This window comes from Streptomyces angustmyceticus (genome assembly GCF_040701845.1).
In the GTDB taxonomy this organism is placed as follows: Bacteria; Actinomycetota; Actinomycetes; order Streptomycetales; family Streptomycetaceae; genus Streptomyces; species Streptomyces angustmyceticus_A.
In genome coordinates, this window is record NZ_JBFBHQ010000006.1 from 212,374 (window position 1) to 227,331 (window position 14,958).

Consider the following 14,958-nt stretch of genomic DNA (forward strand, 5'->3'; position numbering starts at 1 on the left):
CACCGAGGAGCACCCATGGCATACGACGACCTCCGCAGCTTCCTGGCGGCCCTCGACGAGGAGGGCCAACTGCTGCACATCACCGAAGAAGTGCGGCCCGAGCCGGACATCGCCGCGGCCGCCAACGCGGCCCCGCGCCTGGGCGACGCGGCGCCGGCCCTGTACTTCGACCGCGTGCGCGGCTTCACCGACGCCCGTATCGCGATGAACGTGCACGGCTCCTGGGCCAATCACGCCCTGGCGCTGGGTCTGCCCAAGGAGACGGGGACCAAGGAGCAGGTGGCGGAGTTCATCCGCCGCTGGGCGCGGTTCCCCGTCGCGCCGGAGTGGCGCGGCGCCCCGCCGTGGGCCGAGAACACCATGGACGGCGACGCGGTCGACATCTTCACGGTGCTCCCGCTGATCCGCCTCAACGACGGCGACGGCGGCTTCTACCTCGACAAGGCCGCGGTCGTCTCCAAGGACCCCGAGGACCCCGGCCACAGCGGCAAGCAGAACGTCGGGATCTACCGCGCCGAGGTCAAGGGCCGCCGCAGGCTCGCACTGCAGCCGGTGCCGATGCACGACGTCGCCCAGCACCTGCGCAAGGCCGAGGAGGCCGGCGAGGACCTGCCGGTCGCCCTCGCCCTCGGCAACGAGCCGGTCATCTCCCTCGTCGCCTCGACCCCCATGAAGTACGACGAGAACGAGTACGAACTGGCCGGTGCCCTGCGCGGCGCCCCGGCACCGCTCGCGAAGGCCCCGCTGACCGGCCTGCCGGTGCCGTGGGGATCGGAGGTGGTCATCGAGGGCGTCACCGAGGGCCGCAAGCGCGAAATCGAGGGCCCCTTCGGCGAGTTCACCGGTCACTACTCCGGCGGCCGCAGACTGCCCGTCCTGCGCATCGACAAGATCTCCTACCGCACGCACCCGGTCTTCGAACACCTCTACCTCGGCATGCCGTGGACCGAGGTCGACTACCTGATCGCCGCCAACACCTGTGTCCCGCTGTACCAGCAGCTGAAGACGGACTTCCCCGAGGTCCAGGCGGTCAACGCGATGTACACCCATGGCCTGGTCGTCATCGTCTCGACGAGGAAGCGCTACGGAGGCTTCGCCAAGGCGGTCGGCATGCGGGTGCTGACCACGCCGCACGGCCTCGGCTACGCCGCCACCGTCATCGTCGTCGACGAGGACGTCGACCCGTTCGACCTCCCGCAGGTGATGTGGGCGCTGTCCACCAAGATGAACCCGGCGGGCGACCTCGTCCAGGTCCCTCGGCTGCCCGTCCTCGAACTGGCGCCGCAGGCACAGCCCGCCGGTATCGTCGACAAGCTCATCATCGACGCGACCACCCCTGTCGCCCCCGACGGCCGCGGCAACTACGGCAACCAGGTCCGCGACCTGCCCGAGACGGGCCACTGGCTCGCCAAGCTCCAGCAGCTCGCCGGCCGGCGCTGACGCCGCCTCACACGACTCCCCTCCACACGACTCCCCTCCACGTGACTCCCCGCCACGTGACTCCCCTCCATGAAAGGACAGCACGCCATGACCGAGGCCGCCGCCACCTGCTGCCCGCGCTGTGCGCACACCACCCTCGCGCACCTCTTCGCCTCGCCCGTCCCCGGTGTCTGGGACGTCCTGCAGTGCGCACGCTGCCTCTACTGCTGGCGCACCGATGAGCCGGACCGTCGCACCCGCCGCGACGCCTACCCCGACGGCTTCCGGCTGACCGCCGACGACATCGACCACGCCCCGGACGTGCCTGCCGTCCCTCCCTTGCGGACCTCCGCATGAGGAACGGTCCGGGCACCAGGCCCGGACCGCTCCCACGACCCCGTTCAGGCGAGCCGCGACGGCTGTGCGGTCTCCTCGTCGGGCGGTGTCTCCGGCAGGACGGCGGCCCGGGTGCGGCGGGTGAGGCGGTAGCCGGCCACGAGGATCACCGCCCACACCGGAGCCACGTACAGCGCGATCCTGGTCTCGGCGTCGAAGGCGAGCAGGACGAGGACGAGACCGAGGAAGGCGAGGACGAAGTAGTTCGACGCCGGCGCCAGCGGCATGCGGAAGGCGACCGGCCGCAGCCGCCCGGCGCGGACCGCCGCCCGGTAGCGCAGATGGGCGCAGACGATGATGCCCCAGGTGAAGACCGCGGCAATGGTCGCCACGCTCGTCACGTACGCGAAGGCCTCCTTCGGGACGAAGTAGTTCGCGGCCACGCCCAGCAGCATGACCGCCATGGACGCGAGGATGCCCGCGGCGGGGACGCCCTGGCGGCTGACCTTCCCGAACGCGGCCGGCGCGTGCCGGTCGCCGGCCAGGGTGAGCAGCATCCGGCCGGTGGAGAACACCCCGCTGTTGCAGGAGGACAGCGCGGCGGTGAGCACGACCATGTTCACCACGCCGGCCGCGGCGGGCACCCCGACCTTGGCGAAGACCAGCACGAACGGGCTGACGTCCGGGTCGAGTTGGGTCCAGGGGACCAGTGCCATGACCGCGGTGAGGGCACCGAGGTAGAACAGCCCGATCCGCCAGATCACCCGCCGCACGGCGGAGGGCAGGGTCTTCTCGGGGTCCTTGCTCTCCCCGGCGGTCACACCGAGCAGTTCGACCCCGACGAAGGCGAACACGACCACCTGGAGGGCGAGCAACGGTCCGGCCATGCCGTGCGGGAAGAAGCCCCCGTGCGTCCAGATGTTGCTCAGCGCGGCGGTCTTCCCCAGGGGGCCGAAGCCGAAGACCAGGATGGCGGCGGCCATGACCAGCAGGACGACGATGGTGGCGACCTTGATGATGGCGAACCAGAACTCGAACTCCCCGAACAGCCGCACCGCCAGGAGATTGGCCACGCCGAGGACCGCCAGGGCGATGAGGCCCGGCAGCCACTGGGGCACCTCGGGCCACCAGTACCGGACGTAGATCCCGGCCGCGGTCAGCTCCGCCGTACCGGTGACGACCCACATCAGCCAGTAGCTCCAGCCGGTGGCGAACCCGGCCCACTTGCCGATGAACTCCTCCGCGTAGGTGGCGAACGAGCCGGACACGGGCCGGTGGACCAGCAGCTCACCGAGGGCGCGCATCACGAAGAAGACCACCAGGCCCGCCACCGCGTAGGTGATCAGCAGACCCGGGCCGGCATCGTGCAGCGCCTGGGCGGACCCGAGGAACAACCCGACGCCGATCGTCCCTCCGATGGCGATCATCTGGATGTGACGGGGCTGCAGATTCCGCTGGAGGTGCTCGGAGCCGGGGTCGTCGGGGCCGGTGGGACGTGGTGGGGAGGGCGGGGACTGGTGGGTCATGGTGCGGCCCTTTCGTCGGTGGCGGTCGGACGGGGGAGACGGTGTCGGTGGTCCAACGGGGCGGGGCGGTGGTCGGTATCGGCTCAGCACGTGCCGGCGGGTGCGTCGCCGGTGTAGGTGCGGGGCACCCGGGTGCCGATGCGGGTGACGATGTCGTGCGAGATCGTGTGGGCGGCGCGGGCCCAGTCCTGTGCGGCGGGCTCCCCGCGGTCGCCGGGCCCGAAGAGCACGACCTCGTCCCCGGGCGCGGCGGGGGAGTCGCCGAGGTCGACCACGAACTGGTCCATGCACACGGTGCCCGCCACCGTGTGCCGCCGGCCGGCCACGAGAACCGGTCCGGCCTGCGAGGCATGCCGGGGCACGCCGTCGGCATAGCCGAGGGGGACCAGACCGAGCGTGCTCTCGCGGGCGGTGCGGTAGCGGTGCCCGTAGGAGACGCCGTGCCCGGCCGGTACCCGCTTGACGGAGGCGAGCCGGGCGGTGAGGGTCATCGCCGGGCGCAGCCCCAGTTCCGCGGGCCCGGCCCGGTCGGGCACCGGGCTCAGTCCGTAGACGGCGAGCCCGGGACGCACCAGGTCGAAGCGGGCCTCCGGCAGGGTCAGGGTGGCGGCCGAGTTGGACAGATGAAGGACCTCGGGGGTGAGCCCGGCCCGCCGGGCGCGTGCGACGGCCGAGCGGAAGTGCGCCAACTGCCGGTCGCAGCCCGGGTGTCCGGGCTCGTCGGCCCGTGCGAGGTGCGACCACACCCCGACGACGTGCACGGAACCGGCCGCTTCGGCGCGCGCCACGGTGTCCAGCAGCGCCGGCCAGTCGCCCGCGCACGCGCCGCCGCGCCCGAGCCCGGTCTCCACTTCGAGGTGCAGCCGTGCCGGGCGGCCCGTGGCGTGCGCCGCCCGGACCGCTGCCCGCACCGCCCAGTCGGCACCGGCCGACAGCTCGACCCCGGCGGCCACCGCGGCATTCCAGTCGTCGCCCGGCGTCAGCAGCCACGCGAGCAGCCGGCCGGGGACACCGGCGGTGCGCAGGGCCAGCGCCTCCTGCATACCGGCGACGCCGATCCAGGTGGCGCCGCCGGCGAGGGCGGCGCGCGCCGCCGCGACCATGCCGTGCCCATAGCCGTCCGCCTTGACCACGGCCATCACCTCCGCCGAGCCCGCCGCCTCGCGCAGCCGGCCGACGTTGGCGCGGATCGCCGCGAGGTCGATCCGGGCCTGGGCGTGCGGTGGTCCGGGCCGGTGCGGCTCCCCGGTGTGGCGTGCGCGCGCGGATCCGTCGGCCGGACCCGTCCCCGGGGCCGTGGTGGGGGCCGGGGACAGCTCCGGTGCGGAGCCTGCCGCCGTCCCGCCGGACACCGCCGCGGGCCGTACGTCCGCCACGGCGGTCACCGCCGCCCCGGATCCGGCTCCGACGCTCTCGGCCTCGCGGGGAATGCCGAATGTCATGCCACCGTCCTTCCATGGAATCCATTGCCGCCCGGTGAACGAGCTGCGGGTGGAGCCATGGTTTCGGTGGGGGAACGGGCCGTCATCGTTCGATCGGCACTGTCTCGGGGCGCCGGGGAGTGGGCGCGGAACAACGGGGCGCGGGGGAGAGGGGTGACGGGCGGGCCGGGGCGCGGGGGTGGGCCGTGACGCCGGGGAGCCGGGACGGCCGACGGGCCGGGGTCTCTTCCGAGCGGCGCGGTGCGCGGTACGCCGGGGAGCGCGCTGCCGTCAGGGGATGACGCCCACGGCCGCTAGGGGAGAACGTCCACGGTCCGTGCCCCCGACGCCGCCCGCGGAGTCAGGACGGCTCGGTGCCGGGGGGCGTCGCGGAGCCGGGGGCTTTCGAGCGGGACTCAGCCGGGGGCAGGAGTCAGCCCGAGCCGGATCAGGCCGCCGACCCGCCTCCGTGTCCGTCCGCCTCCGGGCTGCCCTCCGTGCCGTATTGGCGGGCGGTGAGCTGGAGCAGCAGCGCGGTCCGGACCTCGGGATCGTCCAGCGGCAGCGCCACGACGTCCTGGAGGCGGCGCATCCGGTGCCGCAGGGTATTGGGGTGGATGTGCAGCCGCGCCGCGGCGGCCCGCGGGTCGCCCATCTCCCGCAGCCAGGCGTGGAGCGTCGGCACACAGCTCGTGCCGTACGCGCGGTCGTGGTCCACCAGCTGCTGCAGCGGCCCGACAGCAAAGATCCGGGCCGCCGCGGCGGAGCGTGCGACATGCCGGAGCACGACCGTGGCCCACACCTCGTCGTGGACGGCCTGGGAGCGCGCGATCAGGCCCGTCCGGAGCAGGTCGAGGGTGTCGTCGGCCTGCTCACGCGAGCGGGCGAGCCCGGGGACCGACGCCGCGAGGCCGCCGACCGCGACCAGCGGCGCGGGCCGGCCGGTGGCCTGGCACAGTGTCTCCAGCCAGGCGGACTCCCCGTCCGTGGCCGCGGTGACCATCTCCGCCGGCACGATCCCGTACACCACCCCGCCCACGACCGCCGCGGGGGAGCGGAGGCGTGACCCGCGGAAGCGGGACATCCGTTCCCATACGGTCAGTCGCTGCCGTTCCGCCTCGCCCTCGTCCTCGCAGCTCACCCCCACGGCGATCACCCGCCAGGGGCCGGCCGTCAGTCCCAGGCGCCGGGCCGCGTCCGCCGCTCCCTCCTGGCCGTGCAGCACCGTGGCGACCATGTCGGTCAGGACGAGGCGCTCCACATCCGCGCCGGCCCGTCGGCGCAGGAGATGCAGGGCGGCCACCGCCGCGATGTCGGCGAAGGCCTCGGCCCGCTCGGCGGCCACCGGCCCCGGCACGATCGCCCAGATCGAGCCGAGCACGTCCCCGCCGGCGTGCACCGGCACCACCAGCCGGGGCTTGGTCCCTTCCACCACGGCGGGCACGTAGATGGGGCCGGTGTCCTGGGCGATCCTGTGGAAGACGCCGTGCCGTCGGAAGTGGGCGTTGACGTCGTCGGGAACATGCCGTCCCATGATCGTGGCGACGCGTGCCTCGTCACCCCGCTCCTGCCGGGCGGAGTAGGCAAGGACGCGTGAGCTGCGGTCCTCGATGGTGACCGGTGCGTCGATCACGGCGGCGATCGCATCGGCCAGCCCGAAGAGGTCACCTGCCTCGGCGCCGACCGCCCGGGTGCCGGAGTCCGCATGGCTCTCGCTGTCGAGCACCGCACGCAGCAGGGACACCACCTGCGCCCAGCCCGCCTGCTGCTCGACCTGCACCAGGGGCAGTCCCGCCGCGCTCGCGGCCGTGACCACGTTTTCGTCGACCGCCGCCGGCGCCTTGAGCAGCAGAGCACCGGCCGACCGCTCGGCGCACGCCGACAGCAGCCGCAGCGCCTGCGAGCGGTCCGTGAGGTTCACCCCCAGGACGAGGTCGCCCGGCCGCAGATCGAAACCGCCGTCGGGTTCCGCGATCACCACGTCGCCCACCGGGACCGCCGTGCCCTGAGGGGCGCACACCCCCGACAGCACCGCTGGCCCGACGGAGCCGAGTAGCCGTTGCAGACTCATCACTGGGCATCACCCGCTCACCGTTCCGCCCACCATCGTGCCCTACGGAATGCGCACCTCCGCACGCAGCCTCTCCCGACGCCCCGCGCACGGGACCACCGCCCCAGGAACCGGTGCGGCGGGTGGCCCCGCGCGGCAACACCTGCGGTTTCCGCAGGAGAACCGATGGTCATGGAGGTGCGACGGTGAGTGAGCGTCGGTGCCGCCCCCGGCCGCCCACGCCCCCCGCCGCGCTCGTGCACGAGCCGCCCGGCAGGCGCGGAGCCCACACGGCCCGCCGCGCTCTCGTCGACCGCGCGCGTCAGGAGGAGTGCGCGGAAATCATCTGGCGGTGGCGGGAATTGAACGACGGCGGCGCCGGCTGCGTATCTCTCCATATCCGCGCCCCGTGGGGCACCGGTCCACGATGTGAGGAGGGCACCATGACTGACCCTGGTATCCCGCAGCTCCAGGCACTGCCGGAGGGAGACGCCGAAGTATCCCTGGTGATTCGTCTGCAGTGGGAGGACGTCGCCGCGCTCGGTCAGGACGCCGCCCGGCTGGCTGCCCGTTGGAAGCGGCCGGTGACTCTGGACGAGGCCGCCAGCCAGCGGCTGCGCATCCGTCCGCCCGCCACTCACGCCAAGACGGTGGCCCAGGAGCGGGCGCAGCCCGCCGTGACCTCCACGACGGTCTCGCCCCTGCCCTCCCGGTCTCCTCAGGAACAGGCCCGTCAAGCGATAGAGAAGATCAACGGCAGCGCCGCCCATGAGACGGCGTAGCGCTTCGCCGCACTGAGGAGAGCGGCGAAGAGCAGCGTCCTGGTCCCCTGGGGCAGGAGGTGGGCAGTCCTGGAACGCCGCACCTCCTGCCCTTCCGCATGCCCAGGCCCGCCGTACGTCCACGACGCAGGACGGCGACGGGCCCCCGACCGCTGCCCTGCGCCGGGAGGTTCATGAGGCGTTCGTGAGGCGTTCGTGCGGCGCCCCGGGAAGGTTCGTGAGGAGCCGCCGGGACGCGGGCTGCGCCGACCGAGGGAAGATCGTCGGCCCAAACGGCGCAACCCGGGCCCGCCGTGCGTGCTGCCCGGCCCGCCGGTGATGTGGTGACGAGCCGGGTGCGACCGGCGCGGTGTCCGCGGGGCGGGCACCGAGCGGGGCGGGGCCGAGCACCGAGGAGGCGGGCCAGCGTGGACTCCACCGTCGGTGCGGCACGAGAGCCCGGGCCGGTACGGGGCGTGGGGCCCGGCGGACCGGGCCGGCGGCGGGGCCCGCCCGTCGACGGCACCGAGGCGGCCCTCTCCTGAACGTCCCGAGCAGCAAAGGCACGGCGCATGCACACCACGGTCACCCTGCTGGCGGACGCTCCGGCCCAACTGCTCCCGGCCAGGCAGCTGATGGCGTTCACCCTGGCGTCCCACATCATCCTGGTACCGCTCGGCGTGGCGCTGCCGCTGATCACCCTGGTGATGCACCACCGAGGGCTCCGCCGCAACGACCCCGTGGCCCTGCTCCTCGCCCGACGCTGGTCGGCGGTCATGGCCGTGCAGTTCGCGGTCGGCGTCGTCACCGGCACCGTGCTGTCCTTCGAGTTCGGGTTGCTCTGGCCGGGCCTGATGGGCACCTGGGGCGGCGTCTTCGGCATCGGGTTCGGCGTCGAGGCCTGGGCCTTCTTCCTCGAAGCGGTGCTCATCGCCATCTACCTCTACGGCTGGCGCAGGCTGAAGCCCGGTACCCACTTCCTGCTCGGCCTGCCCCTCCCGGCCGCCGCCCTGCTCGGCGCCTTCGGCATCCTGGCGGCCAACTCGTGGATGAACACGCCCCAGGGGTTCACCCTCGATGCCGCCGGCAAGCCCGTGGACGTCGATGTCCGGTCGGCGATCTTCACCCCCATGTTCGGCCCCCAGTACTGGCATTTCGTCGTGGCGATGCTGGTCACCGCCGGGTACGTCGTCGCCGGTGTCTACGCCGCCGGCTGGCTGCGCGGCCGCCGCGACCGCTACCACCGGCTCGGCTTCACGGTGCCCTTCACCCTCGCCGCGGTGTTCACCCCGGTGCAGATGCTGCTCGGCGACTCCATCGCCCGGTCGGTCTTCCACAAGCAGCCGGTGAAGTTCGCCGCGACGGAGATGGTCTGGCGGACCGACACCCACGTACCGGAGTACATTTTCGGCCGGCTGCACCCCGACGGACATATCTCCGGCGGTATCAAGATCCCCCAATTCGACTCCGTGCTGGCCGGGTTCCGGCCCGGGACCAAGGTGACCGGACTGACCTCGGTCCCGGCGAGCGACCGCCCGACGCCGGCCCAGGCCACCATCGCCCACTGGGCCTTCGACCTCATGGTCGTGATCGGCTCCCTGCTGCTCCTCCTCGCACTCTGGTACGGATGGTGCCGGCTGCGGCACCGCCGGCTGCCCGACTCGCCGTGGTTCTTCCGCGGTGCGGCCTGCGCGGGTGTCGCGTCCGTCGTCGCCGTCGAATGCGGCTGGGTCACCGCCGAAGTGGGCCGCCAGCCCTGGATCGTCTACCAGCACATGCGGATCGGTGAGGCCGTGACGGCGACCCGGTCCACCAGCCTGTGGATCATGCTCGGCCTGGTGATGGTGGTGTACGTGTTCATCTTCGGCTCGCTGCTCGCCGTCCTGCTCAAGATGCGCACCGGCTGGCGGCTCGCCGACGCGAGGTCACCGGCGGGGGAGCGGCACGAGGGACCGGAGACCGACACCCCCTACGGGCCGCGCCCGCCGGTGCCGGCCGGCGATCCTCCGCCGTCCGGCGGGCCGGAGGCGCCCCCGACCGAGGGCGGCCGGCCGTGATGGCCGCGGTCATCGCCGTCGTGCTGCTGCTCGGTGTGGCCGCCTACGCCTGCGCCGGCGGCACCGACTACGGCGCCGGGTTCTGGGACCTGGCCGCCGGCGGCGCGGAGCGCGGGAAGCGGCCCCGGTGGCTCATCGACCATGCGATGGCCCCCGTATGGGAGGTCAACAACGTCTGGCTGGTCTTCGTCTTCGTCATCATGTGGACCGGGTTCCCGGTCCTCTTCCAGACCGTGTTCTCCGCGATGTGGCTCCCCCTGGCCCTGGCCGCCGTCGGCCTCGTCCTGCGCGGCGCCGGCTTCGCCCTGCGCAAGCCCCTCCGCCGGATCGCCGGGCGACGCCTCTACGGCTCCGTCTTCGCGCTCTCCTCGCTTCTCACCCCGTTCTTCCTCGGCGCGGCCGTCGGCGGCATCGCCTCGGGGCGCGCGGTACCGGGTACGGAGGCGTCGGCTCACGCCTGGGCCAACCCGACCTCCATCCTCTTCGGGCTGATCGCCATCGTGGCGACGGCCTTCCTCGGCGCCGTGTTCCTGACCGCCGACGCCGCCCGGTTCGGCGCGCCCGACCTCGCCGGCTACTTCCGGCGGCGGGCGCTGCTCAGCGTCGTCGCGCTCGCCGTACTCGCCGCGATCATGCTGACCGTGACCCGGAGCGATGCCCCGCACGTCTGGCACGGCCTCACCCACGGCGTCGGCCTCGGCCTCGTCGTCCTGGCCGGTGTCTGCTCCCTCGCCACCGGGTGGCTCCTGCTGCGCCGGTCCGGTGCCTGGTCCCGGCTCACCGCCGTCGGCGTCGTCGCGGCCGCGGTCCTCGCCTGGGGCACGGCCCAACGCCCCTATCTCATCCCCACCTCGCTCACCGTGGCCGAGGGCGCCGGCGCCCCCAGCAGCCTGCGCTGGGTCGGCCTGGTCACCCTCGTGGCCGTGGTGGTCGTCTGCCCGGCCGTGGCCTTCCTGTACTGGCTGGACACCCATGGCGAGCTGGAACCGCTCTCCGGCGCCGAACTGCAGGAGGCCGACGGGAAAGAGCCGGACCTGCAGAACCCCGGCCTGCAGAACCCCGACCTGAACGAGCCCGACCGGCCACGGACCGAGCCGGGCCGCGGCGAGCCGGAGAACCCGTCCCCCTGACCTCCAACCGTCCGCTCACCGACCGCCCGCCCGACGACGCGACCCGCCGGGCAGGGTCCCGACCGAGGCCGGGCTCCCCGTCCCCGTCCCCGTCCCCGTCCCCGCCTCCGGCGACGGCCTCCTCCCGGGAGGCCGCGTCAGCAGCGCTCCGCGACATGGCCTTCCGTGCCGGCGGCGCGCACCTCGCGGTCCCGCAGCGAGATCGACAGGGACTTGCCCCAGGCGCGGCAGGCGGCGGCGAAGTCCTTCTTCTCGTATTCGATGACGAAGACCTTGCCGGCGTAGGCCGCCGCGAAGTCGGTGCACTCGTGGTAGCGGGCGCACTCCTCGACGACGGCGAAGTCGAAGCCGATGCGGTGGTGTTGCGGCAGCAGGTCCGTGGTGTTCTTCTGCGCGACGGCCAGTCGACGCTGGTGGGCGCGCTGGGCCAGGAGCCGGGCGAAGGCCGCGGCGTGCCCGGCGGTGAGCCTGCCGTCCGACCGCTCGTAGGAGTCGAGGTTGTCGGGCTCCACGGCCTCGAAACCGGCCGTGGCGCAGCCGTCGATCCAGGGGCCGACGATGTCCATGAGCGCCCGTCGTTTGGCGGCGGTGGAGATGTCGAGCAGGGGCTCGTCCCAGTCCTCGTCGACGACGGGCTTTCCGCGCTCGTCCCGCAACAGCAGCTCGGGGTGGCGGCGCTTCCAGAGGCCGCCCGCATCGGGCTGTGCCTGGAAGGCGTTGACGTAGCAGATGTTGTAGAGACCGGGAGCGGGCCGGGCCGTGCGGTCGCGGGAGACGGCCCGGACCCCGGCGGGCGGGGGATAGGCGCCGCCGAGCTGATAGTCGAAGTCGGCGTTCGCGGCCGGCGGCCGCACGGCGGTCGGGGCGGCCGCCGTGCTGGAGGGTGCCGGTGTCCCGGCTCCGGCGGAGTGCGGGGCGCGGGCGGCGGAGCACGCCGTGCTGAGCACCATGACCAGGGCGAAGGCGCCGACGGCGAGGGGGCGTGAAGAGTGCACGGGCGGAGCTTACGGGCGGCGGCGCGCGAGGCTCCCGGTGACGGCGTCCCCGGTGACAGTTCACACCTGGCGGGCGGCGATCTCCTGGGCGCGGGCGCGGGCGCGCGGCGCGGGCAGTTGGGTGCACGGCGCGCAGCGCGGCGCCGCTGCGCACAAGAGTGCCTCCCGGCTCGCGGCAGCGAGCCGGGAGGCACCGTGGCCGACGGCGGCGGTCGTCCGCCCCGTGCCCGAAGGCGCGGGGCAGCCCCCCGGTGCGACCGTGCGGCCCCGTCGTGGTCGGCTCAGCGCTTGACCACGAACGCCCGGCCCTTCTTGGCCTCGGCGGAGCAGGACGCCTTCTCCGACGCGGTCATCTTGCGCGTCTTGACGGTCACGGCGTTGTTCCGCCCGTCCGTTCCGTTGGGCGCGGGCCCGGTGACGGTGTCCGGGACGAACCAGAAGTAGTGGCCCCACTTCGGGTCGTCGTAGTGCGTCTGCCAGGTGCCGGTGACGGTCTGCATGACCTGGGCACGGGAGATCCAGCCCACCTCGCCGGGCTTCACCGTCATGTTCATGGAGCTGTTCTCGGTGTGCGAGCTCGACCAGGTGTGGCTGTAGGTCGCGGTCACACTCAGGTCGATGATCCCGGCGATGTTCCCGCCCGCGGTGACGGAGACACCTGCGGAGTCGGTGGAGCCCACCGTGTCCGACCAGCCCATCGACTGCGTGGCGTCCGAGGTGCTGCAGTTGTAGAGGGAGTTGGAGACCTGGCGGAAGTCCCCGAGGTACGCCTTGCCGAGGGTCGGCTCGTTGAAGCTGCACTTCCCCTCACCGGAAGCGCAGTCGGCTATGAGCTGGTCCCGGGTGGGTTGGTCGTCCGCCGCGGCCGGTGCGGCCATCGCCGCGACCATGCCCAGTGCCGCCGCGGACAGTGCCAGCAGCCGGCTTCCGTGGCGGATGGTTCTGCTCTTCGTCATCGTGCTTGTTGCCTCTCGCCCAGCCTTGTGGAAGCGACGAGTCCGTGTGAGGCATTCGTCGCTGTTGCGTTTGAGACTGGTGTGAAAGCTTTGCCAACTACACCAAGAGTTGGCAAAGTTGTAGTTGATAGTGAAACAGACCCTTTACAAGGGACCGAAACGGAGGCACCATCAGGTCCTTTCGCGGCTCCGGCGCAGGGCGCGCCGGGCTTCACGCGGTCGCCCGCGCCCCGTCGAGGACGATGCTCACGGTCCGCGCCACGAAGCCCTTTTCCAGGGGTAGTTGACGCAGGACGACACGCACCCACGCGGCCCCCGCCAGCAGGTCCACCAGCAGCATGGTGTCGGTGTCCGCCGTGATCTCGCCGCGCGCCACGGCCCGGTCGAAAACCGACTGCTCGCGGGCGATCCGGTCGGCGAAGAAATCCTTGACGTGGGCGGCGAGTTCCGGGTTGTGGGTGGCGGCGCCCAGTACGGAGACGGCGATGTCCGAGGCCGGTCGTACGGTGAGGAGGGTCGCGATCGTGTCCAGCAGCGCCTCCAGGTCCCCGGCGAGGGTCCCGGTGTCGGGGGGCGTGAGTTCCAGTTGGCGTGCGCCGATCAGTGCGGCGCCCAGGAGCGCCCCCTTGGAGGGCCACCAGCGGTAGATCGTGGTCTTGTTGACGCCGGACCGCTGGGCGACGCCCTCGATGGTCAGCCCTTCGTAGCCCTTCGCCGCCAGCAGGTCCAGCGTGGCGTCGAAGATCTCCTGCGCCTTCCGCGGGCCGCCGCCGCGCCGCATCCCGTCGTGCTCCTGGTTCATGAGGAGAGGTTACCACCAAATGCAACGCAACGTTGCGTTGCATTTGGTGTAGCGTGCCGGGCATGGAGACCAACGAAACCGGTCTGCCCCTCGTCTTCGTGCACGGCACGCGGGTGAGCGGCACGATGTGGCGACCCCTGATCGACGCCATTGGACAGCGCCATCCCACGGCCGCGCCCGACCTGCCAGGCCACGGGAGCCGGAGAGGCGAACCGTTCAGCATCCCCGGCGCCGTCGAGGCGGTGACCGACGCCGTGGACGGACTCGGCGGCCGGGCCCTGCTCGTAGGGCTGTCCCTGGGCGGCTACGTCACGATCGCCACCGCCGCCGCCCACCCCGACCGGGTGCTCGGCGCGGTGGCCATGGGCTGCACCGCGCTCCCGCGCGGTCTGTTCGGCACCGTCTACCGGGGAGCTGCCCGCCTCGCGGCCGGACATCCCCGCGGCGCCGACCGGCTCAGCGCCTTCGCTTTCCGCCGCACCCTGCCCCGCCCACACGCCAGGGCGATGGTCTCGGGCGGCCTGAGCTGCGAGATCGCTCCGAGCGTCGTCGAGTCCGTGCGCGCGATGCAGCCGCTGGCCTCGCTCCGGGCGTATCCGGGACCGGTCTGGCTGGTCAACGGCGAGCGCGACCACTTCCGCCGCGACGAACGCCGCTTCCTGCGCGCCTGCCGCGACGGCCGCCTCGTCGTCCGGCCGGGGTGCGGACACCTCACCAGCCTCACCGACACGACGGAACTCACCCGCCATGTCCTCGACGCCGCGGCGGTCGTCGCGGCCCGTACCCCCACCACATCGACCCCGGAGGAGACGCGGTGACCGCCCGAGTATGGACCGTCGAGGAGTCCCTGGAGGTCCCCCTCCCGCCGCACGCCGTCTACGCGGCCCTGGCGGACGTCCGGCGGATGAGGGAGTGGAGCCCCGAGGTCATCTGGGTGTGGCCCCGCGGCGACCGCTTCGTGGGCGTCAACCGGAAGGCCGGGTGGGTGTGGTTCGCCACCTGCCGGATCGTGGTCGCCGACCCGGGCCGGGAGTTCGCCTTCGACAACATCACGTTCGGCCTGCCGGTGGCGCGTTGGGGCTACCGGCTGACCCCGACGGAGCACGGCACCCTGGTCACCGAATACTGGATCGACCACCGCCGCGACGGATGGCGCCGCCGGGCCGCCGAGGTGCTGGGCCTGGTCTTCACCGGAACCCCGGCCGCCCGGCGCGCCGACCGCAACCGCACCGGCATGCGCGAGACCCTCCACCGCCTGCACGCCGCATGCCGGCCGGCCGCCTGAACCCGACCGGCGCCCGCGTCCCTCCCGCTCGCGGCATCGGCCGGCGCGGCCTCTCACCACCCGAGCCCGCCGGCCCTTCCTGCGATCGCCGCCCGCGAGAGACGTTCCCCGTGCAAAGCACAAGATCCGAACCCTCTTCCCCTTCCGGTTCAGGGCGCGGTACTTCTGGTTCCCGTACGCGCCCACGGCACGATCCCCGTCGGGCGCACCCACCCCGACC

General features: G+C 73.0%; 13 protein-coding genes. 7 read left to right on the plus strand and 6 right to left on the minus strand.

From position 1 onward, the window contains the following. The first annotated feature begins 15 nt into the window (after nucleotides 1–15). On the plus strand, nucleotides 16–1,440 hold the full coding sequence (locus AB0411_RS16510; protein WP_366417986.1) for a non-oxidative hydroxyarylic acid decarboxylases subunit C: 1,425 nt from the start codon (nucleotides 16–18) through the stop codon (nucleotides 1,438–1,440). An 87-nt stretch (nucleotides 1,441–1,527) separates the two neighbouring features. Then, nucleotides 1,528–1,776 (plus strand): non-oxidative hydroxyarylic acid decarboxylases subunit D, encoded by a 249-nt coding sequence (locus AB0411_RS16515; RefSeq protein WP_366417987.1) that lies wholly within the window; start codon nucleotides 1,528–1,530, stop codon nucleotides 1,774–1,776. A 44-nt stretch (nucleotides 1,777–1,820) separates the two neighbouring features. Here AB0411_RS16515 and AB0411_RS16520 read toward each other — a convergent pair whose 3' ends face one another. From AB0411_RS16520 to AB0411_RS16530, 3 genes are all read right to left on the minus strand, one after another. Beyond that, the gene (locus AB0411_RS16520; protein WP_366417988.1) at nucleotides 1,821–3,281 is read right to left on the minus strand and encodes an amino acid permease; all 1,461 of its coding nucleotides are present in this window, start codon (nucleotides 3,279–3,281) and stop codon (nucleotides 1,821–1,823) included. 83 nt (nucleotides 3,282–3,364) lie between these two features. Continuing rightward, the gene (alr, locus tag AB0411_RS16525; protein ID WP_366417989.1) at nucleotides 3,365–4,723 is read right to left on the minus strand and encodes an alanine racemase; all 1,359 of its coding nucleotides are present in this window, start codon (nucleotides 4,721–4,723) and stop codon (nucleotides 3,365–3,367) included. A gap of 427 nt (nucleotides 4,724–5,150) precedes the next feature. Continuing rightward, nucleotides 5,151–6,683, minus strand: coding sequence for a PucR family transcriptional regulator (locus AB0411_RS16530; protein ID WP_366417990.1), 1,533 nt, complete (start codon nucleotides 6,681–6,683; stop codon nucleotides 5,151–5,153). A gap of 512 nt (nucleotides 6,684–7,195) precedes the next feature. Between AB0411_RS16530 and AB0411_RS16535 the strand changes: the two genes are divergently transcribed. The 3 genes from AB0411_RS16535 to AB0411_RS16545 all read left to right on the plus strand — a co-directional run bounded on the left by AB0411_RS16535 (nucleotide 7,196) and on the right by AB0411_RS16545 (nucleotide 10,700). Beyond that, nucleotides 7,196–7,534 carry a hypothetical protein gene (locus AB0411_RS16535; protein ID WP_366417991.1) on the plus strand — a complete coding sequence of 113 codons (339 nt, stop codon included), beginning with the start codon at nucleotides 7,196–7,198 and terminating at the stop codon, nucleotides 7,532–7,534. A 551-nt stretch (nucleotides 7,535–8,085) separates the two neighbouring features. Continuing rightward, nucleotides 8,086–9,570: a cytochrome ubiquinol oxidase subunit I gene (locus tag AB0411_RS16540; RefSeq protein WP_366417992.1), complete on the plus strand. Its 1,485-nt coding sequence runs from the start codon at nucleotides 8,086–8,088 to the stop codon at nucleotides 9,568–9,570. Next, complete coding sequence (locus tag AB0411_RS16545; RefSeq protein ID WP_366417993.1) at nucleotides 9,570–10,700, plus strand: cytochrome d ubiquinol oxidase subunit II; 1,131 nt, start codon at nucleotides 9,570–9,572, stop codon at nucleotides 10,698–10,700. Before AB0411_RS16540 ends, AB0411_RS16545 begins: the two co-directional genes overlap by 1 nt. 137 nt (nucleotides 10,701–10,837) lie before the next feature. Here AB0411_RS16545 and AB0411_RS16550 read toward each other — a convergent pair whose 3' ends face one another. The 3 genes from AB0411_RS16550 to AB0411_RS16560 all read right to left on the minus strand — a co-directional run bounded on the left by AB0411_RS16550 (nucleotide 10,838) and on the right by AB0411_RS16560 (nucleotide 13,453). Beyond that, the gene (locus AB0411_RS16550; RefSeq protein ID WP_403149023.1) at nucleotides 10,838–11,650 is read right to left on the minus strand and encodes an endo alpha-1,4 polygalactosaminidase; all 813 of its coding nucleotides are present in this window, start codon (nucleotides 11,648–11,650) and stop codon (nucleotides 10,838–10,840) included. Between the two features lie 326 nt (nucleotides 11,651–11,976). Continuing rightward, nucleotides 11,977–12,651, minus strand: coding sequence for a hypothetical protein (locus tag AB0411_RS16555; RefSeq protein WP_366417995.1), 675 nt, complete (start codon nucleotides 12,649–12,651; stop codon nucleotides 11,977–11,979). A 211-nt stretch (nucleotides 12,652–12,862) separates the two neighbouring features. After that, a complete protein-coding gene (locus tag AB0411_RS16560; RefSeq protein ID WP_366417996.1) occupies nucleotides 12,863–13,453 on the minus strand; it encodes a TetR/AcrR family transcriptional regulator in 591 nt (196 codons plus the stop codon). Nucleotides 13,454–13,515: 62 nt separating this feature from the next. On the opposite strand from AB0411_RS16560, the gene AB0411_RS16565 reads away from it, so the two are divergent. Beyond that, nucleotides 13,516–14,271: an alpha/beta fold hydrolase gene (locus AB0411_RS16565; protein ID WP_366417997.1), complete on the plus strand. Its 756-nt coding sequence runs from the start codon at nucleotides 13,516–13,518 to the stop codon at nucleotides 14,269–14,271. After that, on the plus strand, nucleotides 14,268–14,738 hold the full coding sequence (locus tag AB0411_RS16570) for an SRPBCC family protein (protein ID WP_366417998.1): 471 nt from the start codon (nucleotides 14,268–14,270) through the stop codon (nucleotides 14,736–14,738). The genes AB0411_RS16565 and AB0411_RS16570 overlap by 4 nt, the downstream gene beginning before the upstream one ends. The last annotated feature ends 220 nt before the right edge of the window (nucleotides 14,739–14,958 follow it).

What these genes read in the sequence shown, in the direction of transcription:
- AB0411_RS16510 (WP_366417986.1), top strand. Translation starts at nt 16, where the DNA reads ATGGCATACGACGACCTCCGCAGCTTCCTGGCGGCCCTCGACGAGGAG.
- AB0411_RS16515 (WP_366417987.1), top strand. Translation starts at nt 1,528, where the DNA reads ATGACCGAGGCCGCCGCCACCTGCTGCCCGCGCTGTGCGCACACCACC.
- AB0411_RS16520 (WP_366417988.1), bottom strand. Translation starts at nt 3,281, where the DNA reads ATGACCCACCAGTCCCCGCCCTCCCCACCACGTCCCACCGGCCCCGAC.
- alr (WP_366417989.1), bottom strand. Translation starts at nt 4,723, where the DNA reads ATGACATTCGGCATTCCCCGCGAGGCCGAGAGCGTCGGAGCCGGATCC.
- AB0411_RS16535 (WP_366417991.1), top strand. Translation starts at nt 7,196, where the DNA reads ATGACTGACCCTGGTATCCCGCAGCTCCAGGCACTGCCGGAGGGAGAC.
- AB0411_RS16540 (WP_366417992.1), top strand. Translation starts at nt 8,086, where the DNA reads ATGCACACCACGGTCACCCTGCTGGCGGACGCTCCGGCCCAACTGCTC.
- AB0411_RS16545 (WP_366417993.1), top strand. Translation starts at nt 9,570, where the DNA reads ATGGCCGCGGTCATCGCCGTCGTGCTGCTGCTCGGTGTGGCCGCCTAC.
- AB0411_RS16550 (WP_403149023.1), bottom strand. Translation starts at nt 11,650, where the DNA reads ATGGTGCTCAGCACGGCGTGCTCCGCCGCCCGCGCCCCGCACTCCGCC.
- AB0411_RS16555 (WP_366417995.1), bottom strand. Translation starts at nt 12,651, where the DNA reads ATGACGAAGAGCAGAACCATCCGCCACGGAAGCCGGCTGCTGGCACTG.
- AB0411_RS16560 (WP_366417996.1), bottom strand. Translation starts at nt 13,453, where the DNA reads ATGAACCAGGAGCACGACGGGATGCGGCGCGGCGGCGGCCCGCGGAAG.
- AB0411_RS16565 (WP_366417997.1), top strand. Translation starts at nt 13,516, where the DNA reads ATGGAGACCAACGAAACCGGTCTGCCCCTCGTCTTCGTGCACGGCACG.